The sequence below is a fragment of the Spirosoma sp. KNUC1025 genome, assembly GCF_045160025.1.
In the GTDB taxonomy this organism is placed as follows: domain Bacteria; phylum Bacteroidota; class Bacteroidia; order Cytophagales; family Spirosomataceae; genus Spirosoma.
Genome location: NZ_CP087139.1, coordinates 6,032,511 through 6,055,938, shown reverse-complemented (window position 1 = coordinate 6,055,938; position 23,428 = coordinate 6,032,511). Strand labels below are relative to the sequence as shown.

The window sequence follows — 23,428 nt, the reverse complement described above, 5'->3', positions numbered from 1 at the left end:
CTATTTCGGAAAAGAGGGGGCAGGGGGCAAGGTGCCGGGAGTAGGATTGTTTATATCAGCCTCCCTGCTCCCTGCTCCGCGCTCCACGCCCAGATTTAGCTGCAGCGAATTCCGCATGTACTGCATCTGGTAATGATACGGGGCGGCAATGCTGAGTTCCTTACGGTCGTAGTCTTGCCCGGCGAGCATTTTTTTCTGGCGGGCGTTTTCTTCCGGCAGCATATCGAGCTGGAAAATATCCGGAAGGCCGTCGTTGTTGAAGTCCGCTACGTCGACGCCCATGCCATACAGGCTTGTGTGGGCTGTTGCCTGCCGGATTACGTTGGTAAATGCTGCGCCGTTGGTAGTCTGTTTGCCATTGTTCAGGTAAAGAATATCGCTGCTGATAAAATCATTCGAGCAGTAGATGTCGGGATAGCCATCTTTATTGAGGTCGCTGATAGCCAGGCCCAGCCCCAGACCTTCGTACACGATTCCTGCCTGTTTTGAGATGTTGGTAAAAACCGGATGCCCCTGAGCGCCAACACCTTCGTTTCGATACAACTTGCCCGTGCTTGGGTAACTGCCGTCGTTGTAGGTCTGTCGGAGAATATTAGGATTTTGCAGATCAGGCGCCGTATTGAGCAGATAGGCGTCTAAATCTCCATCCAGATCATAGTCGAAAAAAGCGGTTTGCGAAGTATATGAGTCATCAGCCAGTCCGTACTCAGCCGCCATTTCTTTAAAAAATGGCTTTCCGTTTTTCAGCCCCTGGTTTATGAACAACAGATTGGCCGACTGTGGCATACCCGGATGTTTGGCCACACTGACATAAATATCCAGCCAGCCGTCGCCGTTCAGGTCAACCATAGAAATGCCCGTACACCAGCGATTTGTGGAGACGCCCGCCGATTCCGTTATGTCCTCGAATTTCCAGCTATTTGTGGTTGAATCTATTCGGTTTAAATACAGTCGGCTGCTTACCTGATTGCCACCGAAGAAGATATCGGGTTTTCCGTCGTTGTTCACATCACCAACGCCCACACCACCACCGTTGTAGAAATTGGTGAATGTAAAGGCGTTGAGCTTGTCGGTCTGGGTAAGCGTATTCGCAAACGTAACACCAGTCTGGCTGGACGAAATAGCCTCAAAACGGGTTGTTGCCGACTGTTGGCAGGCTGTAAGAAGACTTAATCCCAAAAACACGCCGTACCAGAAAACGTAAATTCGACTCATAATTTTTCGGACACTACTTCAAACTTAAAAAGCGAAGGATAGCTGAGAAATAATGCTATCCTTCGCTTTTATTAAATGCTACGACCTTGCCTTAACGATCAGCTCGGTTCGGAGAGCAGCTGTTAATAGCCCGGGTTCTGGTCAGTCTGCTCAACTTTCGGGTTGTTGTCTATCTCCGTTTGGGGAATCGGCAATAACTCATGCTTGCCTTTCTGGAAATAGGTAAGCGGCTCTACTTTGAGCTTATTGGCTTTCCGCCAGCGCAGAATGTCGCGGTTACGGATTTCTTCGCCACCCAGTTCAACGCGCCGTTCGTGGACAATGGCATCGAACACCTGATCTTTCGTACCGACAGGGTACGTAGCGGTTGGGTAAGCAGGCATAGCAACGCTCTTGCGGGCACGCACCTGGTTCAGATAGCTAATCGCTGAAGCCGTATTCCCCAGTTCGTTTTCACATTCAGCCATGGCCAGCAACGTTTCGGCATAGCGCATAATCCGCTGATTGATACCGCCTGTCAGGAATGACTGATCGGTTTTGTACATCAGCGAGAATTTCCGCCAGCTTACTTTCATGGTTTTGCCGCCTACCACCGATGAGTTTCCGTTCTGAATGGCATCGGTCAGCGTAGCCGCACCGTTGTTGTATTTGTCGCCCGTGAAGTAAAAGGATTTGGCGTACCGTGGATCGGTCTTGGCATCACCTTTGTCGGTTTTTTCAAATTCATTTAACAGACTGTTCGATGGAATAATGTTGCGCCAGCCAATACCCGAATACTCCTGAGTCCGTACGGTTTCGGTTCCCGCCGTAGCGCCATTACCATCGGCATCCCAGTTGTAGTTGCCACCCGACGGATAGAAATTAATTTCCCAGATCGACTCTTTGTTGAATTCTGTCTCCTCCAGAAAATTATCCGTAAATTCATCCACCAGGCTATATACCCCCGATGCAATTATTTTCTGTAGCTCCGCTTTTGCGTTCGTATAATCAGCCTGTTGCAGGTATACGCGGGCCAGCAGCATCTGAGCCGCGCCTTTCGTTGCCCGCCCAAAACTAGACGCATCGTAGGTAGTAGGTAAGGCTTCCTGAGCCGCTTTGAGATCAGCCACAATAAAGTCGTACACTTCTTTTTCAGATGAGCGTGGTAATGAGCCTTCTACCGACGTTACGTAGTTTTTGTAAAGTGGAACACCACCCCACATCGCCACCAGATCGAAGTAAGCCCAGGCACGTAAAAATCTGGCCTCTGCCAGCAACCGGTTCTTTGTTTCGGCTGGCATATCGCTGATTTTTGTCGACAAATCGATAGACGCATTTGCCCGGTGAATGAGCCGGTAATAGCCCGTCCAGACGTTGCCCATTACGGCATTACTGGGGTCGTGGCTACCCAGCAATAGTTGGTTGCGGGGCGTCTCGAGCTGCCCGCCCCCGACGATACGTCGTCGCTCCGTAAATCGTGCAGAAAGAACCATTCCCGTGAGGTCAGGAAGTTGGATTTGGCCGATGCATACACAGCCGTTACCGCACTTGTCAGTTCCGTTCCGTTTTTGTAGAAATTATCAACGGTTACGCCGTTTGGGTTGGTCTTATCCAACTCTTCCTTACAGCCGGAGATAAGCCCCAGAAATAATATCCCAGTGATTAAAAAACTTTTTTTCATTAGACTAATCTATTAAGAATGAGTACTGGAATTTCGTTTAAAAACCAAAGTTCAAGCCCACCAACAACGTACGAGGCTGCGGATACTGACCGTAATCAATGCCATTTGTCAGCAGTTTGCTGGTATCGCCGGAGTTTCCGTTAACGCCGATTTCCGGATCAAGCCCTGTGTATTTAGTGAACGTCAGCAGGTTGGTTGCCGATACGTAGACGCGTACTTTACTCAGCGTGTTTTTGGTGACGCGACCCAGCACATCAGCCGGAATGGTGTAGCCAATGCTGAGGTTTTTCACACGCATGTAAGAGCCGCTTTCAATGAACCGATCGGAGGTACGGCTGTTGTTGTTCGGGTCACCGCTAACAGCGCGTGGTACGTTGGTATTCATGTTTGTCGGCGTCCAGGCGTTCAGTACGTCGGTGCCTGCGTTGAACAGCCGCAACATGCCCTGCTCAATGACTTTCGTGCCATTGTAGATTTTGTTGCCCTGCACACCCTGTAAATACAGCGTCAGGTCGAAGTTTTTGAAGTTGGCACCAAAGTTTAATCCGTAGCTGAACTTCGGAATGTAACTACCCAGGTACGTCCGGTCGCTGGCATCAATTTTACCATCACCATTCAAATCCTTGAACCGGATGTCGCCCGCCGATGTATTTTTCGTTGGGTCATGAGCTTCGCGCGTATCAGGGCGGTTCTGCCGGGGAGCGCTGTATACTTCGTCGACCGATTTGAAAATACCATCTACCTGCCAGCCATAGAACGACTGAATGGGCTGACCGGCTTCTGTCTTCGTAATGTCATACCCGCCAAAGTCCTGATTCAGACCCGAATAGATCGTGGCGCTTGGGGTGGCTAAGCTCAGGATTCGGTTGCGGGTAATGTCGATATTTCCCGACACATTCCAGCGGAACGCACCAACACTCTGATTATAGCCCACCTGAAATTCGTACCCCCAGTTTTTCATGCTGCCAATATTGGCCAGTGGCGCCGATGCGTAACCGATGGAATTTGGAATCGGTACGTTCAGCAGCAGTCCATCGGTTAGCCGGTTGTAGGCTTCAGCCGTAAAGGTCAGTTTGTTGCTAAACAGGCCCAGATCGATACCTACGTTGGTCATTTTGGTCGTTTCCCACTTCAGATCGGTATTGCCGAGTGCATTGAAGTAAGACCCCAGCGATTTGGCGCTACCGAAAATGTAGTTGGTGTTGTCGGCCTGTACCAGCGATTGCCAGGCGTAGTTACCAATGCCGTTAAAGCCGGTTTCACCGTAGCTGGCCCGGATTTTCAGTTCAGAAATATTACGCATCGACTTCATGAACGACTCTTCGCTGATCCGCCAGCCAATCGATGCCGATGGGAACGTACCCCATTTGTTGCCCGGAGCAAAGCGTGAGGAGCCATCGCGACGTACTGAAGCGCTCAGCAGGTATTTACCGCCGTAATCGTAATTAACCCGGCCTACGTACGAAATAAGGCTGCTTTCCTGCAGGTTGCTCGATACGCCAGGGTTTGAAATCCCCTGCAACACTTCGATATCGTTGTTGGGCCGGTAGCCGGTAGCGCTGAGTGTAGAGCTGCGGAACGATTGCTTTTCAGCTACGGCCGTTACGTTCAGGGCATGTTTTCCAAACGTTTTATCGAACGTCAGCTGGTTGGTCAGGATTGGCGAATAATACGAGGTGCGGTTATCGTTTAGCTGCTGCTGTGTCCGGCTTTTGTAGCCATCGTTATAAATCGGGAAAATGTCGTTCGCCAGCGTCGTAACGATATCGGCCCCGAAGCTGAAGCGATATTTCAGAAAACTGGTCAGCTTGATCTCTGTATACAGCGTTCCGAGTAATTTGATACGTTGCGAATAGCTCTGGTCCATGATCGCGATACGTACCGGGTTGTCGGGGTCCGAGCCGTCGGCAGCCGTTGGTGAGCTATAACCACCGGGTTTCGTGGGGTCCATAACGGGCCAGTACGGTAAATTCCGGATGGTTTGCATCACGGCCGTACGGCCACCACCAAAACCCTGCTCACCCCGCATCTTATCGTACGAAAGCATCAGCGTTTGCCCGAAGGAAATGGCTTTGGTAATCTGGTGGTCGGAGTTCAGACGAACATTACCCCGCTTGTAATTGGTACCAATCAGAATTCCTTCCTGATCGAAATAGCCAGCCGATGCGAAAAAGCGCGATTTCTCGTTGCCTCCCGATACCGAAATCTGGTGCTGCTGGATGGGTGCCGTGCGGAACATCACACTTTGCCAGTCGGTATTGGTTTGTGCGAAGGTCTGCGTAGCTCCGTCGTAGATAGGCGTATTCAGGTTGCTGAGCCGGGTTGGGAGTGCGATACCCGCATTACCATCCAGCGCTGTTGCATACTGAATATACTGCTGGGTGTTGAGCAGGTCCAGTTTTTTCCAGGCGCTTTGCGAACCAACATACGTATCGAAACTCACATGCAGTCGGCCATCTTTCGAACCCCGTTTGGTGGTGATAATGACGACGCCGTTTGACGCCCGCGAGCCGTAAATAGCGGCTGAACTGGCATCTTTCAGCACCTCCAGCGATTCGATGTCTTTGGGGTCGAGGTTGTTGAGGTCGCCCGAAGGAATGCCGTCGATTACGTAAAGCGGCCCGGATGCAAAGTTGATCGAGCCTACGCCCCGAATCCGTACGATGGGTGCCTGACCGGGGCTACCGTTGTTCACCACCCGAACGCCCGGTACGCGACCCTGCAAGGCCTGCTCCGCGCTGATGACCGGTAAAGCTGTCAAATCTTTCGGTGTTACCGACGAAACAGCGCCCGTTACCGACGCCCGTTTCTGCGTACCATACCCCACAACGATCACCTCTTCCAGTGCTCGTTCATCCTGATCGAGCGAAACATTAAGCAGGCTTTGCCCATTGACCGAAACTTCTTTCGACAGATAGCCGACAAAGCTGAAAACCAGCACCGCATCCGATGGCGCATTGATGGTGTAATCCCCCTGTACATTGGTGGTTGTACCGCGCGAGGTGCCTTTAATAACCACACTAACGCCGGGTATACCCACGCCATTGGCATCCGAAACTTTACCCCGGATGTCGGCCAGGGGGCGATCGGTCGCCAAAAGGGAGTAGCCTGTGCGTTCCAGTTTAGCGAGGTTTAGTTCTGGTGAGCCCGATTCGCTGTTTGCCTGAAAGTCGAATCTCTTGGTTTCGAGCTGATTGATTTTTTGGGAAAACGGCTTTTCGGTGTCCCTGGTCGGAACAATTACGTAGAAGTTGTTCTGGATTTTCTCAAACTTCAAGCCGGTGTCAGTCAGGAGGTTAGCCAGAGCATCTTCAACTGACCAGCCCCGGCGGTTAATCAGGGTGACTTTTGTGTCGACCTGATCGGTGCGGTAAATGAACGATACGTGGTATTGCTTTTCCAACTCAGTTAAGGCTGCCTTGAGTGTCAGGATGTTACGTTCGGTTTTCTGCTGAGTGGAATGGCGTGTGTTCGACGCCAGCAATTGAGCCTGAGTCGGTAAGGTTCCGACCAGCATCGCATTTAATAACAAGAATAACAGTCGTTTCATATGGATCGGGTTTACTCAATTATTACGTGTTTATTTTTCTGGGTTATGGTTAAATCGAAGAGGCTGGATAAACCCTTCAGAATCGTTTCAGCATTTTGGCTGGGGATAGTGCCGGAAAATTTCTGCTGGACTAATTTTCGGTTTCGGATTTCGATATCCAGTCCGTAGGTCTCTTTCAGCAGCGTAGCGATTTCGGCCAGCGTGGTGCCGTTGAAAACCAGTTTGTCTGTTCGCCAGGATGACTGCGCCTGAGCATCTACCGTTTTTTTGTAAAAAATTTTGGCTTTCGAATCTGCGAAAAACATTTCACCGGGCTTCATTTCCAGATGATTGTTTGGGTTGTCGGCTACCCGCATTTCGATACGTCCTTCGTTCAAAACGACCTTCGTGGCCGACGCACGGGTGTAGACGTTGAAGCGCGTACCCAACACTTCTACATTCATCCGGTCGGGCAGATTCACCCGAAAAGGCTGGTGATTCTGGGTATGAACGACCTCGAAAAAAGCTTCGCCATTGACCCACACTTCGCGGGGTTTGTTGGACAGCCAGTGATCTGAGTAGCGAATGGACGTATTGCCATTCATCGTGACAACTGACTGATCGGGCAGGGTTATGCGTCGGATCTGGCCAAAATCAGTATGAAGGCTAATTAAAGTAGGGGTGTCGTTTCGCTGATACGTCCACCATATCCCGGTAGCCAGTAGAAGTAAGCTAACCGTAGCCGCAGCCATCCAGTGCCATCGCCGACCCATCCAGCTGTCAGCCGAGATTACGTTCGGACCACCTTTTTTGCCAGACTGAATTCTGTTGAAGAGCCGCTGGGCATTCAGTCGCTCATCGGCTTCAAGCGGTAATTGGTGAAGACCGGCAAGCTCAACGGCCAGCAAATCCTGTAGCTGATGTTGCCCATCGCTCGTTGCCAGATAAGCCAGTACCATACGAGCTTCCTCTGATGTGCACTCATTCCGTAAATACTTCTGTAGAAGTTGTGTATCCATCAGCAATTAGGGATAGTTAGAACTACTCCTAATTAGATACACAAAGCGATGGGGAAAGTATGATCGATCTAAGAAAAAAAATTAAAAAAGGAGCAGACAGCACAACGAGAGCAGCGCATTTTCAAGATCGGCATGCTTGCCCAGATAATCCTTGATAAACTTGGTCGCCTGAGAAAACTGAAATTTGACCGTATTGACCGAAATTGACAGTTGCTGAGCTATCTGTTCGTTGTTCATGCCGCTGAACACGCGCAGGCGGAAAATTTTCTCCCGTTGGGGCGGGAGTTGCTTAAGTCCCTGTTCCAGAATAGCGCCGTATTCCTGAAGTTGGTACGTATTGGAAGTGGTATCCTCGCCAATGAGTTCTTCGGAGTCGGCCGAAAAGTATTCCCAGATAGCTGCGTGATGATCGCGTATTACGTTCAATACGTGATTTTTCATGGCCACCGACAGAAAATTTTTGATCGAATACGCTTCATTCAGGGCATCGCGGTGGTCCCAAAGTTTCAGAAAAATGTCCTGGACGGCATCTTCGGCAAGGTCGGGGTTCTTTAAAAATTTCAGCCCGATGGAGTACAGGTGCTTGTAGTACCGTAAGAAAATTTCCTCAAAGGCTTTTTCATCGCCTGTTTTCAGGCGTAACGTGAGATCCGTTTCCGAGTCTTGGTGCAGAGGAGTAGGTAATCTTCGGATACGCATACAAAGGAAGGAAAGCGGCTTTACTACGTTAATAAATAGTAGTCCGTATCGTCAAGCAAATTACATAATATTTTTGCTTATATGACTACCTATTGTGAAGTTTATTAGAGAATATAGGATTAAAACTACTCAATATACGCGTAAAATTAACCAAGTGTTGCAGCGACCATTTCTTCAGGCTCCTACGACAGCCGGTTAGTCTTCCATTTACTTTGCCTTACGGCTGCCGCTGTTGTGCCACTCTGTTTCGGCCGGGTGTGCTCCAGTAAATAAGCAGCCAGAACGGCGGCCAGTTCGGTTTCTTTCGCCGTAGGTTCTGGAATAAGTTTCTCGGGTGTGAAATACCTGCTGACAAAACTCGTGTCGAACTGGCCGGAACGAAACGCGTCATGCTCCATCACAAATCGGCAGAAAGGTAAGGTCGTCTGTACGCCCGTAATCTGATATTCATCGATGGCACGGATCATTTTCTGAATCGCTTCATCACGACTGTCGCCATACGTAATAAGCTTGGCAATCATTGGGTCATAATATATAGGAATAGCCATCCCCTGCTCAAACCCGTCATCGACCCGAACTCCGTTGCCCTGCGGCCGAACATACGTATCGAGCGTACCAACATCAGGCAGGAAGTTATTGGCCGGATCTTCGGCATACACCCGCACCTCAACGGCATGACCTTTGATCTGTAAATCTTCCTGCCGGATCGTCAGGGGCTTCCCTTCGGCAATGTAAATCATTTGCTTGACCAGGTCTACGCCCGTAATCTGTTCCGTAACGGGGTGTTCTACCTGAAGGCGGGTATTCATCTCCAGAAAGTAGAAGTCGAGTTTGTCATTTACAATAAACTCAACGGTACCTGCACCGTAGTAGCCACAGGCGCGTGCTACGTCGACGGCGGCACTGCCCATGGCCTGCCGAATCTCTGGGGTTAAAATGGCCGACGGAGCTTCTTCAACGACTTTCTGGTGTCGTCGCTGCACCGAACACTCCCGCTCAAACAGGTGGATAATGTTACCGTGCTGATCGCCAAGGACCTGAATTTCAACGTGGCGGGGCGACGTAACATATTTCTCAATGAACACCGATCCATCGCCAAAGGCCGATTGGGCTTCGCTCACAGCCCGGTCCATCTGTTCATCAAAATCAGCTTCGTTCTCCACGACGCGCATCCCTTTACCGCCCCCGCCTGCACTGGCCTTGATTAAAATAGGATAGCCGATCTGTGCGGAAATGACTTTGGCTTCGTTACGGTCGGTAATGGCCGAAGGCGTACCCGGTACCATCGGGATATTATAGTGGGAAACAGCGGCTTTAGCAGCCAGTTTGCTACCCATGACTTCGATGCTTTCGGGCGATGGGCCAATAAAAATTAAACCTGCTTCGCGAACCAATCGGGCAAAGTTGGCATTCTCCGACAGGAACCCATAGCCTGGATGAATGGCATCGACCTGTAATTGCCTGCATATATCAATAATTACGTCGGCACGCAGGTAAGATTCCGAAGAGGGGGGGCCAACACAAACCGCTTCATCGGCATACCGTACGTGGAGCGCGTTGCGGTCGGCTTCGGAGTAGATAGCTACGGTTTGAATACCCATTTCGCGGGCAGTACGCATGATTCGCAGCGCGATTTCGCCCCGGTTGGCAACAAGAATTTTATTGATAGTCATTGGTCAATGGTTGATGGTCATTAGGGATTAGCCATGGGTTATTAGAGCAAAATCTCCAGCCACTAATGGCCCATGACTAATCTCCAATGACCAATAATACGAAACGATTATCAAATTGAATTTTTCGGTATGAGTTTGTGCTACCAAAAGTTAACCGTATTTTTGCACTTAGCATATAAAAAAACAAGGCTTTGGTCTGATAAACACCAATAAAAAGTGGATTTATTTGAGAAACTGCGTAATAACCTGGGGCCCATTGGTTCACCAGCCCGGGAGTTCAATGGTCACCATTACTTCGCATTCCCCAAACTTGAGGGCGAACTGGGGCCGCACATGCGCTTTCAGGGGAAAGAGGTTCTGAACTGGAGTCTGAACAATTACCTTGGTTTAGCCAATCATCCTGAGGTTCGGAAAGTAGATGCCGAAGCGTCGGCGCAATGGGGACTGGCCTACCCGATGGGTGCCCGGATGATGTCGGGGAATAGTGATCTTCACGAACGGTTTGAAAAAGAACTGGCCCAGTTTGTGGGCAAAGAAGATGCATTTCTGCTCAACTATGGCTACCAAGGCGTTATGTCGGCCATTGAAGCCATCGTCGACCATCGGGACGTAATCGTTTATGATGCGGAATGTCATGCCTGCCTGATCGATGGCATCCGGTTGCATAAAGCAAAAATGGGCGAATACTACAAGTTCAACCACAACGATATGGAGAGCCTGGAGAAAAACCTTCAGCGGGCTACCAAAAAAGCGGCCGAAAAAGGAGGAAGTATCCTCGTTATTACGGAAGGCGTTTTTGGCATGTCGGGTAAAGTGGGTAGCCTCGATCAAGTAGTTGCGCTCAAGAAAAAATATGACTTCCGCCTACTGGTCGACGATGCGCACGGCTTCGGTACGATGGGCGCGACGGGTGCAGGTGTTGGCGAAGCGCTGGGTTGCCAGGACGGCATCGACCTGTATTTCTCTACGTTTGCCAAGTCGATGGCCGCCATCGGTGCGTTCATTGCCGCCGACCACGACATTATCATGTACCTGAAGTACAATATGCGGTCGCAGACGTACGCTAAAGCATTGCCCATGCCTTACGTAGTGGGTGGCCTGAAGCGGCTCGAACTGATCCGGAATTCGTCGGAGTTCCGTGACAAACTTTGGGAGAACGTACGTGCGCTTCAAAGCGGCCTGCGTGAGCGCGGCTTCGATATCGGTGATACGCAATCGCCCGTTACGCCCGTATTCCTGCACAACCTCGAAGGGGGCGTTCCGGAAGTGGCAGCCCTGACGATGGATATGCGCGAAAATATGGGCGTGTTCTGCTCGATTGTTGTGTATCCCGTGGTGCCGAAAGGAACAATTATGCTGCGTATTATACCAACCGCTGCTCATTCGCTGGAAGATGTAGAATATACGCTGAATGCGTTTTCAAAAATGGGTGAGCGTATCAAGCTTGGTGCCTATCGGCAATTTGTACCGCCAGTGACCCAAAAAACGCTGGAAGTATCGGCCGAAGCAGCCACTGAGTAGGGTTTTTGCCAAAAAATTGCATTTTTTAGCTATTTTTTTGTCTTAGCTATTGCGCTGTATGAGAGAATGAGTAAATTTCAGCCGAAAACCGCGTTTTTAGCGGAATTTGGGCATTTTTTACACACTTAAACCCATACAAATCGCTATGGCACGCTTCGATGAAGTAAAGAATTTGGTTATGTCGCTGGAAGGTGATTTCGAGAAGTTTTACGAAAAAAATAACCAGGCTGCTGGGACTCGCGTCCGCAAAGGAATGCAAGATCTGAAAACGCTGGCGCAAGACATCCGCTCGGAAGTTCAAAACGCTAAAAACAGCGCCACCAAAGCGTAAGCACGGTCTCATCGATCGAACAACCAAATAAAACTCCCCCGTCAGGCACTTGCTCTGGCGGGGGAGTTTTATTGTATACGTCAGAAACCATGTACCTCAAATCTTTTCCCGGTGCATCAGTGTCGCTACGCCCTTAGTTGTTACTTTTCCCGTTTGCACATCCCGAATTTCACCCAAAATCTGGGCCGTATGTTTGGCCGGATCAATGGACTGAACCGTGAACGTAGCTTCGTAGTCTGTATCAACAAACATGGGGCGCAGGAACTCCAGCGTTTGACCCAGATAAACCGAACCGTAGCCAGGAAACTCCGTACCAAGCACTTTGGTAAAGATGCTGGCACCCAACATACCATGAATAATGGGCCGTTTGAAGGGGGTTTGTGCTGCAAATTCAGCATCGAGGTGCAGTGGATTATTATCGCCGGTAACGCGGGCGAAATCAATTACATCGGCCTGCGAGAAACGAAACGCGTAGCGATGAACGGCATTGAGACCAAATTCCATATGAATGATGAATGATGAATGATGAATGATGAATGATGAATGATGAATGATGAAGTCGGTAAAGTTCGGAATGTCCTTCCAAATCATTCATCATTTATCATTCATCATTCTGCCGTACCTTCGTAAGTACTTATGCTGAAAAAACTGTTTGCAGTCGACACGGGGTCAACCAGGCGCGTATTTGGATTAGATGTTATGCGAGCCATCGCAATCCTGATCGTGGTGGATGCCCATGCGACTATTGCACTAAAAGAATATTACGATGGTGCTTTCTGGCATCATCTGCTGCCCGACGGTGTTGAATTGTTTTTTGTATTGAGTGGCTTTCTGATTGGTGGGATTCTGATTCGGTCGTACGAAAAAAAGGATACTTCGACAGGGAACTGCTATTGAATTTCTGGACGCGCCGGTGGTTCCGAACGCTGCCGAATTATTATCTGGTTCTGGGTGGCCTGATTCTGGTAACACTGTTACGTGCCTGGCGCAGCGGCTTGCCGGATACCCTGCCTGATGGGGGTACGCTTGCCCGATATTTTATATTTATTCAGAATTTTGCCCAACCCGTTCCCAATTTCTTTCCAGAGACCTGGAGTCTGGCTATTGAAGAGTGGTCATACATTACGTTGCCGCTGCTCCTGTGGGTCCTGCATAGTACGTTATCGAACCGACTTTCACGCCAGCGTATTGTCTTGCTGACTATTTTAACCGTAATCATTGGTACGAACCTGTATCGCTTCATAATAGCCTTACAAATTCCGATTTCGGCGGGTGAAGTAGAGTTTCGGGGGATGGTTACTACCCGGCTGGACGCTATTTCTTACGGCGTATTGGGCGCCTATTGCCGACACTATTTTCCAACGTACTGGACAAACGACGGATTGCGCCGTCGATTGCTGGTGGTGGGGCTAATACTCACAATGCTCACGGCTTTATCATCTTCCGTTGTTGCGTTGTATTTCTACCACAAACTGGGGATACAGCCAGCCTATACGTTTTATAAACGCACGTTCTATTTCCTGATTACAGGCGTAAATATGGCCTTGTTGCTACCATTTATGGATGGATGGCGCACTCCGTCGCGCCAATGGACTCAGTTGGGCATAACCCGGTTTGTTACGCACATAAGCCTGATTTCCTATTCTATGTATCTGCTCAATCTGACGCCTGTTATGCTGAATGTCATTGAGCGGATTCCGACTACGTCGGCAACAGTTGGCTGGCTGAAAGTCGGTTTCTTCTGGGGGGTCGTACTTGTTTTATCTACGCTTCTTTATAAATTCTTCGAGAAACCCGTCACCGAACTTCGGGAACGACTATCGGCAAAAGAGCCAACGCAATTGATAAGCGAACGAGTCAATGAGCGAATGAGTGAATAAGTGGCTAGTAAAACGTTCGCTCTTTCACTCATTCACCCTTTCGCTCTTTATAACTAGCTCGAATGGTCGCTGATGATCACCCAGCGCTTTTTTATTTTACGCCAGAGCAGGGTAAAATGCCCATCGGCATCGCCTATTCTGGGGCGGGTAAGATGGAATTTCCCGATCACGTACGCCACATTTGGCGCCGGGAAGTCCAGCTGTAAAATATCAAACTTAAGCGTTCCCATCGATGCCCGGTCAGGATACCGCTTTTTGTAATTGTCGAGGGTTGCCTCATAGCCATAGGTAATTCCGGCTTTTCCGATAAACGTTAGCGAATCGGTCGGCCAGTAGCCATTCATAAACCTATCCACGCGTCCCGTATTCCAGTCTTCGGTTTGGCGTTGCAGAATTTGGAGGATAGCCCGACGATCCTGAGCCGTCTGACAGAAAACAGACCGAGACAACAGGGCCAGGAAGAGAAGTATAGAAAACGGTTTCATGAATAGCTGTTTTTAGTATAACTACGTAACATAGGTACTAGTCAGTATAAATTTGGTATCTGATAAGTATTTTACCGTAATTGACCATTGATTGTTTCTAAACGCACAGTTTATTAGTGCGGTCAAACCTTGGAGCTTTCTCTTTAGTGGAGTCAGATACTCAAATCCGCCACCACCATAGAAAGCCCGTAGCACCCAAAGACCGTGCTTATAGTAAACGAATGTATAGAACCGAAGAAGTCACAACACAACCATGAGACTGCAAGATAAAGTTGCCATAATAACCGGCGCTGCACGGGGAATTGGGCGGAGTGCGGCAGAACTATTTTGCCAGGAAGGCGCTACCGTTATCATCTGGGACGTACTGAGCGAGGGCGAAACGACGGCTCAAACCCTTCGCGAACAGGGGTTCCGTTGCGAATTTAGTCATGTTAGTACAACCGATGTACCCAGCGTTGAAGCCGCTGCCCGGGATGTGTATGACCGCTATGGACGAATTGATATTTTGATTAACAATGCCGGCATTACCCGCGACAAAACGCTGCTGAAAATGTCGTTCGACGAATGGCAGCAGGTAATCGACGTGAACCTGACAGGGGTGTTCAACTGTACGAAAATTGTGGCGCCTTACATGGTTGAGCAGCGCTATGGACGTATCATCTGCACCTCATCGATCAATGGCGTGCATGGCGCGTTTGGACAGACCAATTACGCAGCCGCCAAAGCCGGAATCATTGGTATGGTCCGTTCGTGGGCTAAAGAACTGGGCCCGAAAGGGGTGACGGCTAATGCCGTAGCGCCGGGATTTATCCAAACCGCGATGACCGATGCCATGCCCGAAGAAGTACGAAATCAGGCCGTTGCCACCATTCCGGTGCGACGTATCGGCAAACCCGAAGATATTGCCAATGCGTATCTGTTCCTGGCTTCCGACGAGGCTTCGTTTGTAAATGGACACGTACTGGCGGTCAATGGCGGACAGGCGATTTAGCTAATGGCTCCGGTCGAGGTGTCGGCTTCCGGTCGTGGTGTCGGGTTTGAGAACCCGACACCACGACCGGAAGCCGACACCTCGAAAAACCGACTATCTTTACAGGCGATTTGCCGTAACAATGGATGAAAAAGATTCAGAAATTTTATAACGAGTATAAGCCTTACATTTTCTCCGATGGCTGGTACTACGTTTTTATCGTTGTGTTTATCATCATCTTATTTATTTTCTTCTCCTGAGTGGCTAACCGTTCGGCCGTTCTGGCCATTGTCAACCCCCTTTCCGGCACAACGACTGCCCAGCAAAAAAAACTGCTTCAGGATGCCTTTATGCGCCGGGCTAATGCACTCGGTTTTTCGCCGGAGGTTGTCCTCACCGAGCGACCCGGTCATGCTACCGAGATTGCCGCTGCGGCTGTGGCACAGGGTATCAACCGGGTACTGGCTATCGGGGGAGACGGAACCATCAACGAAACGGCCCAGTCGCTCCGGCGGTCGGCAACGGCGCTGGGTATCGTACCCATTGGCTCTGGTAATGGACTGGCGCGCCATCTACGCATTTCGCTTAATCCTATGCAAGCTATCGACCGGGCTCTGGGTGGGCGTCCGGTTGTGATCGATAGCGGGGAGATTAACGAGCATCCATTTTTCTGTACAGCAGGTTTAGGCTTTGAGGCCTACGTAGCGCATGAGTTCGCGAAGGCACCCGTCCGGGGGTTGCCGACCTACATACGAACGGCCTTCCGAGCTTTCTGGGCGTACAAGCCTCAGCGATTTCATCTGGATGGGCAGGAAAAAGAATTATTTTCGCTGACTTTTGCCAATGCCGGGCAATTTGGCAATAATGCCTGGATGGCTCCCACCGCCAATATTTCCGACGGACGGCTGGAGCAGTGTGAAATTCGCCCGTTTCCGGCGCAGGCAGCGGGAATGCTGACCTGGCGGTTGTTCAACAAAACCCTGGATCATTCAGCCTACTGGCGCGGACATTCCATCACAAAAGCGTCGGTGCAGGCAGAAGGCCCTGTGTTAATACATGCCGACGGGGAACCTATTACGTTGTCTACCAACCGGATTGATGTGCGAATATTACCGGGAAGTTTGCTGGTTCTTTTATAAATTACTGTTATGGCTGTTACAAGACGTAAAGTTGTTGTTTCACTTGATACGTATTTGAGTATTCTGGCTGTTGTATCCAGCTTCTGTGCCATCGGCATTACGTTCTACCAGGCCTATCTTCAGCGCACCGAGCAATACGCGTCGGTAATGCCCATACTACGGTGTTTGAATACAAGCAAACTGGAAAATGGGCTGGGGTATGCATTTATCTGTGTGAATAATGGCCTTGGACCTGCTTTTATTGAAGAAGCTACCTACACCTATCAGGGTAAAACCTATGAATCGATTGACAACGTCGTTCACTTTTTGCCTGTCGATTCAACACTGAACACAAGCAATGTTGGCAAAGGCTGGGTCATTCCTCAGGGTGAACGTGTCGATATCCTACAAATCAGCACTAGAAAAAATATAGCGCTTTACCGGGGAAAAATTGGCAATGGGGGGTTAACGGTCAACTTTGTTTATCGGTCAGTCTATGGCCAGCGCTGGCGCATGACCTACCCATCTGATCCCGACGAATCGAATGTTGAGCTGAACTGAAATTCAGGCTGAGAATACTATGGCTATTGTTTTCGGTCAATTGGCGATTACTATTTTTTTAGTTCATACCAAAGTTCGACCATTCCGGTTTTATAAGCTGTTACGTCTTTCAAGTGCAGTGCCTGTTCCTGGCCAATCTGGTCAAAAAATAGTAGCCCTTCACCCAGAATAATCGGTAAAACAGTTACCCTTATTTCATCCGCCAAGTTTAAACGAATGAACTCTTTGGCAAGCATTGCTCCGCCTACAAGCCAAACATTCCTGTAGTTTGGTTTTAATCGATCGTCTATAAGTTTGACCAAATCGCCCGAATAAAGTTCGACATTCTGCCTGTTGACCGGCAGGTCTCTGTGCGAAACGACAACAGTCGGCGTGTCACCATAAGCCCATCCATACGATTCCGAAAGCTCAAGAGCGTGTTTGTATGTTCGTGACCCCATTACGTAGCAATCTATTGTTTTAAGGAATTCCTCCGGGTTTTGTTCCGTTACGCCTTTTTCGTAGTAGTCGGAGGTGTCAAACCATGAAACGCTATTGTCATTTTTGGCAATAATTCCGTCAAGGCTGGAAACCATGTGAATGGTTAGTGTAAAGTGGTCAGTCATAAATTATGCTTGTCTACCAGTATCTGTAATATCAGAAATTGCTGCTGAACGGGAAATTAACAGGTAGCACCAGGAGCCCTGCCTAATTTAGTAAATCGAAAAGTTTCTCTATAAACTCAGTTAATAAGAGTGTACTTCGTTTGTGCCTGTTTACCACCGATTGGAAGCTGGAAAGGTTTTGAGAATACCTTATTTGGGGAAAGCTAACTGGCTGTTCGCAGCGCTACTTTGCTAAAAAACGAAAGGATACGAATTCAGTCGGGTTTTTCGCGAACAAGCCCGATATTTGCCCCTCCAAAACTATACTGATATTCGGGTGGTTAGTTGCCCGGTGTCTATTATCCGATGTCTGAAAAAGTAGTTCTTGCCTTTAGTGGAGGTCTCGATACCTCCTTCTGTGTTAAATATTTGTCTGAAGACCGGGGTATGGATGTATACTCGGTGCTGGTCGATACGGGGGGCTTCTCCGATGCCGAACTCAAAGCCATTGAGGAACGGGCCTATTCACTGGGCGTGAAGTCGCACAAAACGATCTCAAAAACAGACGATTATTACCAGCAATGCCTGAAGTTTCTGGTATTCGGTAACGTTCTGAAAAACAATACGTATCCGCTCAGTGTAAGTGCCGAACGGATTTTTCAGGCCATAGCCGCAGCCGAATATGCCCGCGAAATCGGAGCATCGGCCATTGCACACGGTAGTACGGGCGCGGGCAACGATCAGGTTCGGTTCGATATGGCCTTTCGGATTATTGCACCCGATGCCGAAATCATTACGCCCATCCGGGATCTGCGTCTATCGCGCGAAGCCGAAATTGAATATCTCAAGGCAAAAGGTGTCGATCAGGAGTGGCACAAAGCGGCCTATTCGATCAACAAAGGTTTGTGGGGTACGTCGGTAGGGGGAAAGAAACGCTGACGTCCGATCAGTTTCTGCCCGAATCAGCATGGCCCACCCAAATCACAAAAACAGAGCCGGAGACCATTACACTTACGTTCCAGCACGGCGAAATCAAAGGGATTTCCGGGTCGACGGTTGGGGATGAGAAGTACGCTAATCCGGTTGACGCCATCCGTAAACTGACCGAACTGGCCGGGCCATTCGGTATCGGTCGCGACATTCACGTGGGCGATACCATCATTGGCATCAAAGGTCGGGTTGGGTTCGAAGCTCCGGCACCGCTGATTTTGATTAAATCGCACCATACGCTCGAGAAACACGTACTGGGCAAGTGGCAGCTGTACTGGAAAGAGCAGCTGGCCAACTGGTACGGAACCATGCTCCACGAAGGGCAGTTTATGGACCCCGTTATGCGAAATATCGAAACGTTTCTGGCCGATACGCAGGCACACGTTTCGGGTAAAGTACACGTACTGCTAGCGCCCTATCGATTCCAGGTATTGGGTATTGAATCGGATCATGATCTAATGTCGTCGAAATTTGGTTCTTATGGCGAAATGAACAACGCCTGGACCGGCGACGATGTGCGGGGCTTCTCAAAAGTGGCTTCCAATCAGGTAATGATTTACGAGAAAATAAACAATCAGTGATCGCTAAGGCCCGGAAATACTGCGCACCCCGGAGCATAGGCTATCCTTTGCAGGTGCTGGACGTAGCTGTAGATGCGTATGCAAACCGTATTTACAAGCGACGGTCCCGCCCGCAAACGGACCCTGCACAGCCCCGGTTTTTACTGATGACGTCAGGGCATTTAGGCGATGCCCTGACGCTTTCGTATCTATTTCCGCTTATACGTCGGCAGTACCCGACGTGCGTCATCGACGTTGTCGCCGGAAGCTGGTGCGATCCGATCCTGGCCAAAAATCCGTACATCCGCCGGTTGATTCACCTCAACCATGCCAACACCAACCGCAGCAAAAAATCGCGGCTGGCGAAATGGCGGGAGCATGTCCAAACGATGCGAACGGCCATCGGTCAACTGAAAACGGAAACCTATACGGCTGCTGTCGATATCCGGTTTTCGGATTCGCCGATGCTCTTTCTCCTGCCCTTTATCAATGTAAGTCGGGCAGTTGGTTTCGGGACGCGGGGATTTGGTGGACTCCTGGATGAAGAGTTTTTTCTGCCCGACGAAGAATTTCATCACCTCGATGTGATTTTAACCGTACTGCGGGCCATTGGGGTTGATGCTACGTTACGGGACGTTAAGCCGTACTTTCAGATTCCCGACGCGGCCCGGCAAGCGTTGCAGCGTAAACTGCCGATAGCCAGCGATGAAGATAGTCCGCTGATCTTGTTGTGTCCGGAAAGTGGCGAACCAAGCCGGTTCCTGCCTGAATCGTTCTGGCGTGCGCTGGCAACGAATTTATTAACCCAGACAAACTGCCGGTTGGTTGGCTGTGGTCAGTTGCCTCAAACCACCCAGTTAATGGCCGCTATCGGGCAGGACAATCCAACCGCAACGGAACGTTTATACGATACGGTTGGGCAGTTGAATATCAATGAGCTGGCTGCTCTTTCAGAACGGGCGGCTGTTGCCATTACGTTGGAATCGTTGCCCGCGCATTTGTGTTCTATCTTCTGCCCAACGGTCTCGTATTTTTATCGGGGGGTAGGTTTTCAGTTTTTCCCGATGGCTAATCATCCGGTCATGATCTTTCATAATCATCCCTACAGTCGGAATCTGACCCTCGACCGACCGGATTTTACGAGTGAGTACGTAACAGAGTTTGGAGTGGCTGTGCAAAAGCAGTCGCTTCAGTGGATACAATCAGTTTTAGTGAAAAAGGAGCAGATATGACTGGAAAAATAAATGTTGGCATTGTAGGAGGAGCGGGATACACAGGTGGCGAACTGCTTCGTATTCTGCTGAATCATCCGTTTGTCAACGTAGCGTTTGTGCAAAGCAACAGCCAGGCGGGTAAGCCCGTTTGGCTGACGCATACCGATTTGCTGGGCGATACTGACCTGGTATTTTCGGGGGATGTCAATCTAACACCCGCTCTGTCGGTAAATGAAGTCGGATCGTCGGATGAGAGCGTTGGAGTGGATGTAATCTTCCTGTGTTCGGGACATGGCGCATCGGTTACGTTTATGGAAGAGAACGACGTAGCCGACGACATCATGGTGATTGACCTCAGCGCCGATTTCCGCGACGAGCACGACGACTTTGTGTATGGCTTACCCGAGTTGCAGCGTGAGCGCATTCAGGAAGCTACCCGCATTGCAAACCCCGGTTGTTTCGCCACCAGTATTCAGCTGGCTTTATTACCACTCGCGAAGGCCGGAAAACTCACCGATGCCGTACAGATCAGCGCCATAACGGGCAGTACCGGGGCCGGTCAGGCGCTTGTTCCGACTACGGGCTTTACGTGGCGGAACAACAACGTATCGATTTATAAAGCCTTTACACATCAGCATCTGGCCGAGATTCGGCAGAGTCTTACCCAGCTCGAACCGGACTTTAAAGCAGCCATCAACTTTGTTCCGTACCGGGGCGACTTCACCCGGGGCATTATGGCGAACGTGTATACGCCCTTTTCGGGTACGCGGGAGGAAGCAGAAGAGTTGTATCGGACTTATTACGAAACTCATCCCTTTACGCACCTGAGCGATGCGCCTGTAGATGTGAAGCAGGTCGTAAACACCAACAAATGCCTCTTGCATCTGGAAGTTCACGATGGACAACTGCTTATTACAAGCATAATCGACAACCTAACAAAAGGGGCATCGGGACAAGCCGTACAAAACATGAACCTGATTTTTGGTTTACCGGAAGATACGGGGCTACGGCTTAAATCGGTAGCCTTTTAAATCTGGTGTGACTGTTATATCAACTTCCCGAAAGATTAAGTCTTTCGGGAAGTTGTGTTTTACAAGTTGCTATAATTAACAGTACGTATGATTTTACTCGAAACGGACCGTCTATTCATCGAACGATTTACGGAAGAAGACGCACCTTTCATGCTTGACCTTCTGAACATGCCAACCTGGATTCAGAACATCGGCGACCGGGGTGTCAGAACAGTAGACGAAGCTCGCCAGTACATCCTCAACGGGGCAATAAAAAGTTACGAGCAGCTTGGTTTCGGCCCGTATCGGGTAACGCTAAAAGCGAATGGCCAGCCTATCGGTCTATGTGGTTTATTCAAGCGCGAAGCACTGGACGATGTCGATATTGGATTTGCCTTTCTACCGGACTATTCCGGAGCGGGTTATGGCTATGAGTCGGCCTCTGCTATAATGAAGTACGCTGGAAATCAGCTTGGCTTAACCCGCATTACGGGTCTGACGACCGCTACCAATCACGCTTCCATCCGACTGCTTGAAAAACTCGGCCTGCGTTTCGAGAAGGTAATCCTGTTTCGGGAAGACAGCATAGAAAGCCTCTTATATGGCGTAACACTTGATAAATAGGAGGCTATTTTTAGTAAAACTAATACTCAATTTTGCATAAGACGACCATTTTCTACGATTCCCAACTTTCAATAAAAATTGGCCGGATCTTGATCTTGGAATCCCTATCAATTGATTGTACTCTAAACGCTGTAAGTTATTAGTTGATCCTTACCATACGAAGAAAGTAGGGCGATCAGGTAAACGTCCTACTTTCTTCATTTTATTCTATAAATAAAAAATATTGACGGTTGATCTCTTAGAATAATTCAATATAAGGCTTTTACCATTGGTGAGTCTTTTTTGCAGGTTCGTCCCACCAATCTGACAGTTGGTACGAATTCAGTAGGTGACAGCCCGGCTCAGCCCCATCTTTGTAGCATCATTCACAAAAACAACAAAAACTCATGAAAACCAATCTTATGCACATCAACCGCCCGGCTCGTCCTCGTATCATTGAAGTCGGTGGCCCCTTAGTGGGTCTGCGTGGTCGGACCATCTACCGGATGCGGGCTCGTTAATCGAGCCTTTGTCGAAGCGGTCAGCTCCCCGGAAGTGGGAGCTTTTTTTATGCCCCAAGCACTACGTTACTTACAGTTGGTGCTGGTTATTTCTTTAGTTTATTAACCTGAGAACTGTGATTACTGACTTGGAATGGTTCTGACTATAGCTTTTTTCGGCTATTCAGTGGTGAAAAATTAGCTGATAAACCGCACTGGCAGCTCGAATCGTCGGCAATTAGATTAAGCTATGCCATTAACTGAAAAATGCAGGGCCTTTTCTGTTGTCAGATCAATATTACACGCCAATAACTACAGTCATGAAATCTAAACCGGACTCGGCAGCTCTGGTTATTCTTTGCGGTACAGGACCCAGATCTCATTGATAGTTGCCAGGTTTTTTGACCCTAAAAATTCATTGAGTTTCCATAAGCCCACGGATGAATAAAACTGAGGTTTAAAGCCTTGACGCTCAATGCGAGTTAAGTTGGCCTTGGCATCGTTGTAAGTAGTGACCAGCCAGACCCCTTGTAGAGACCGAAGGGAGTCTAACTGCTGACATTCAATGAATCGAATATTACGTGCCTCCCTTTGATAAAAAGCTAAGGGCAGGCCGTTTTCTGTCTCAAAGGGGGTCCGGGCCAGGTAATAAATCGTCGGGCTTGATTGCTTAAAGGTATTGACCAGTTTACGAGAGAACTCGACGGATTGCGAGTAGGGCGTGAAAATAAACACAATCAACACGACTGTATTGAGGCCGATACTACTATAGAAAATGGCTTTCAGAAACGAGTGAATCCCTTTTTGTGCCTGTTGATAGTAGGCCATTAAAGCCGGTAAGCCCCAGCCGGCTATAACCGGTAATACATTCAGGATCGGAAACAGAAACCGTTCTTCTTTGTGGCCCACCAAGCAATGACCGACGATAAAAAACACCACCACAAAAACCAATGGCTGCCTATAGTGGGTTAACGTAGCTTTTGCACTATAATAAAACAGGAAAAAACTTGCCGGTGGACAACCAATCACCAAGGCCAGTTGGAGGATATACACCATAAAACTCGACGTACCAAATTGGGCGGCTTTCCCTTCCAGAATATTGACCCGATAATACGTATAGGGCGTAAAAACGAGCTGATGATAAAACTGATAGTCGAGCCATACATTCAGGCCAATTCCAAGGCTAAAGCCAATAGCCATGGGCAATAGGCGGGTGTAGTTCTTATCGATTAGCACCATCCATAGGCCGAAACCAATCAAGGCAAAGCCGGTCTGAAACCGTAAAAAAAAGGCTATACTGAATAAA

Annotated in this window: 22 protein-coding genes and 1 pseudogene; 11 read left to right on the top strand and 12 right to left on the bottom strand. The window is 49.2% G+C overall.

Annotated features, from left to right (window positions below):
- The 7 genes from LN737_RS26485 to accC all read right to left on the bottom strand — a co-directional run bounded on the left by LN737_RS26485 (nucleotide 1) and on the right by accC (nucleotide 9,795).
- Nucleotides 1-1,215: a VCBS repeat-containing protein gene (locus LN737_RS26485; protein ID WP_405513580.1), complete on the bottom strand. Its 1,215-nt coding sequence runs from the start codon at nucleotides 1,213-1,215 to the stop codon at nucleotides 1-3.
- Nucleotides 1,216-1,337: 122 nt separating this feature from the next.
- Nucleotides 1,338-2,687 carry a RagB/SusD family nutrient uptake outer membrane protein gene (locus LN737_RS26480; protein WP_405513578.1) on the bottom strand — a complete coding sequence of 450 codons (1,350 nt, stop codon included), beginning with the start codon at nucleotides 2,685-2,687 and terminating at the stop codon, nucleotides 1,338-1,340.
- Entirely contained in the window at nucleotides 2,576-2,875 is a 300-nt protein-coding gene (locus tag LN737_RS26475) for a hypothetical protein (RefSeq protein WP_405513576.1), read from the bottom strand. The genes LN737_RS26480 and LN737_RS26475 overlap by 112 nt, the downstream gene beginning before the upstream one ends.
- A 37-nt stretch (nucleotides 2,876-2,912) precedes the next feature.
- Complete coding sequence (locus LN737_RS26470) at nucleotides 2,913-6,425, bottom strand: SusC/RagA family TonB-linked outer membrane protein (RefSeq protein ID WP_405513574.1); 3,513 nt, start codon at nucleotides 6,423-6,425, stop codon at nucleotides 2,913-2,915.
- An 11-nt stretch (nucleotides 6,426-6,436) separates the two neighbouring features.
- Nucleotides 6,437-7,423 (bottom strand): FecR domain-containing protein, encoded by a 987-nt coding sequence (locus LN737_RS26465; RefSeq protein ID WP_405513572.1) that lies wholly within the window; start codon nucleotides 7,421-7,423, stop codon nucleotides 6,437-6,439.
- A gap of 81 nt (nucleotides 7,424-7,504) precedes the next feature.
- Nucleotides 7,505-8,122: an RNA polymerase sigma-70 factor gene (locus tag LN737_RS26460; protein WP_405513570.1), complete on the bottom strand. Its 618-nt coding sequence runs from the start codon at nucleotides 8,120-8,122 to the stop codon at nucleotides 7,505-7,507.
- A 182-nt stretch (nucleotides 8,123-8,304) separates the two neighbouring features.
- Nucleotides 8,305-9,795 carry an acetyl-CoA carboxylase biotin carboxylase subunit gene (gene accC / locus LN737_RS26455; RefSeq protein ID WP_405513568.1) on the bottom strand — a complete coding sequence of 497 codons (1,491 nt, stop codon included), beginning with the start codon at nucleotides 9,793-9,795 and terminating at the stop codon, nucleotides 8,305-8,307.
- Nucleotides 9,796-10,011: 216 nt separating this feature from the next.
- Between accC and LN737_RS26450 the strand changes: the two genes are divergently transcribed.
- Nucleotides 10,012-11,316, top strand: coding sequence for a pyridoxal phosphate-dependent aminotransferase family protein (locus tag LN737_RS26450; RefSeq protein WP_405513566.1), 1,305 nt, complete (start codon nucleotides 10,012-10,014; stop codon nucleotides 11,314-11,316).
- 145 nt (nucleotides 11,317-11,461) lie between these two features.
- Entirely contained in the window at nucleotides 11,462-11,647 is a 186-nt protein-coding gene (locus LN737_RS26445) for a histone H1 (RefSeq protein ID WP_405513564.1), read from the top strand.
- Between the two features lie 96 nt (nucleotides 11,648-11,743).
- Here the strand turns inward: LN737_RS26445 and LN737_RS26440 are convergent, their stop codons facing one another.
- Entirely contained in the window at nucleotides 11,744-12,151 is a 408-nt protein-coding gene (locus LN737_RS26440) for a MaoC family dehydratase (RefSeq protein ID WP_405520534.1), read from the bottom strand.
- A gap of 195 nt (nucleotides 12,152-12,346) precedes the next feature.
- Here LN737_RS26440 and LN737_RS26435 point away from each other — a divergent pair, with 195 nt between their 5' ends.
- Together LN737_RS26435 and LN737_RS26430 are read left to right on the top strand one after the other, a co-directional pair.
- A complete protein-coding gene (locus tag LN737_RS26435; RefSeq protein ID WP_405513563.1) occupies nucleotides 12,347-12,544 on the top strand; it encodes a hypothetical protein in 198 nt (65 codons plus the stop codon).
- Complete coding sequence (locus LN737_RS26430) at nucleotides 12,541-13,527, top strand: acyltransferase (protein WP_405513561.1); 987 nt, start codon at nucleotides 12,541-12,543, stop codon at nucleotides 13,525-13,527. Before LN737_RS26435 ends, LN737_RS26430 begins: the two co-directional genes overlap by 4 nt.
- 53 nt (nucleotides 13,528-13,580) lie before the next feature.
- On the opposite strand, the gene LN737_RS26425 is transcribed toward LN737_RS26430, so the two are convergent.
- Entirely contained in the window at nucleotides 13,581-14,012 is a 432-nt protein-coding gene (locus LN737_RS26425) for a YybH family protein (RefSeq protein WP_405513559.1), read from the bottom strand.
- Nucleotides 14,013-14,265: 253 nt separating this feature from the next.
- Here LN737_RS26425 and fabG point away from each other — a divergent pair, with 253 nt between their 5' ends.
- On the top strand, nucleotides 14,266-15,003 hold the full coding sequence (gene fabG, locus LN737_RS26420) for a 3-oxoacyl-ACP reductase FabG (protein ID WP_405513557.1): 738 nt from the start codon (nucleotides 14,266-14,268) through the stop codon (nucleotides 15,001-15,003).
- Here fabG and LN737_RS26415 read toward each other — a convergent pair.
- On the bottom strand, nucleotides 15,000-15,125 hold the full coding sequence (locus LN737_RS26415) for a hypothetical protein (RefSeq protein WP_405513555.1): 126 nt from the start codon (nucleotides 15,123-15,125) through the stop codon (nucleotides 15,000-15,002). The genes fabG and LN737_RS26415 overlap by 4 nt on opposite strands.
- Nucleotides 15,126-15,242: 117 nt before the next feature.
- Here LN737_RS26415 and LN737_RS26410 point away from each other — a divergent pair, with 117 nt between their 5' ends.
- Both LN737_RS26410 and LN737_RS26405 read left to right on the top strand, forming a co-directional pair.
- A complete protein-coding gene (locus tag LN737_RS26410) occupies nucleotides 15,243-16,121 on the top strand; it encodes a diacylglycerol kinase family protein (protein ID WP_405513553.1) in 879 nt (292 codons plus the stop codon).
- A 9-nt stretch (nucleotides 16,122-16,130) separates the two neighbouring features.
- On the top strand, nucleotides 16,131-16,661 hold the full coding sequence (locus LN737_RS26405) for a hypothetical protein (protein WP_405513551.1): 531 nt from the start codon (nucleotides 16,131-16,133) through the stop codon (nucleotides 16,659-16,661).
- Nucleotides 16,662-16,711: 50 nt separating this feature from the next.
- On the opposite strand, the gene LN737_RS26400 is transcribed toward LN737_RS26405, so the two are convergent.
- Nucleotides 16,712-17,266: a dihydrofolate reductase family protein gene (locus LN737_RS26400; protein WP_405513550.1), complete on the bottom strand. Its 555-nt coding sequence runs from the start codon at nucleotides 17,264-17,266 to the stop codon at nucleotides 16,712-16,714.
- A gap of 345 nt (nucleotides 17,267-17,611) precedes the next feature.
- Between LN737_RS26400 and LN737_RS26395 the strand changes: the two are divergent.
- The 4 genes and pseudogenes from LN737_RS26395 to LN737_RS26380 all read left to right on the top strand — a co-directional run bounded on the left by LN737_RS26395 (nucleotide 17,612) and on the right by LN737_RS26380 (nucleotide 21,643).
- Nucleotides 17,612-18,816: pseudogene (locus tag LN737_RS26395) on the top strand (argininosuccinate synthase).
- A complete protein-coding gene (locus LN737_RS26390; RefSeq protein WP_405513548.1) occupies nucleotides 18,813-20,027 on the top strand; it encodes a glycosyltransferase family 9 protein in 1,215 nt (404 codons plus the stop codon). The pseudogene LN737_RS26395 and the gene LN737_RS26390 overlap by 4 nt, the downstream one beginning before the upstream one ends.
- A complete protein-coding gene (gene argC, locus LN737_RS26385; RefSeq protein ID WP_405513546.1) occupies nucleotides 20,024-21,040 on the top strand; it encodes an N-acetyl-gamma-glutamyl-phosphate reductase in 1,017 nt (338 codons plus the stop codon). The genes LN737_RS26390 and argC overlap by 4 nt, the downstream gene beginning before the upstream one ends.
- Nucleotides 21,041-21,127: 87 nt before the next feature.
- Nucleotides 21,128-21,643 (top strand): GNAT family N-acetyltransferase, encoded by a 516-nt coding sequence (locus tag LN737_RS26380; protein WP_405513544.1) that lies wholly within the window; start codon nucleotides 21,128-21,130, stop codon nucleotides 21,641-21,643.
- 830 nt (nucleotides 21,644-22,473) lie between these two features.
- Here LN737_RS26380 and LN737_RS26375 read toward each other — a convergent pair.
- The gene (locus tag LN737_RS26375; protein ID WP_405520532.1) at nucleotides 22,474-23,418 is read right to left on the bottom strand and encodes a hypothetical protein; all 945 of its coding nucleotides are present in this window, start codon (nucleotides 23,416-23,418) and stop codon (nucleotides 22,474-22,476) included.
- Between the last annotated feature and the right edge of the window lie 10 nt (nucleotides 23,419-23,428).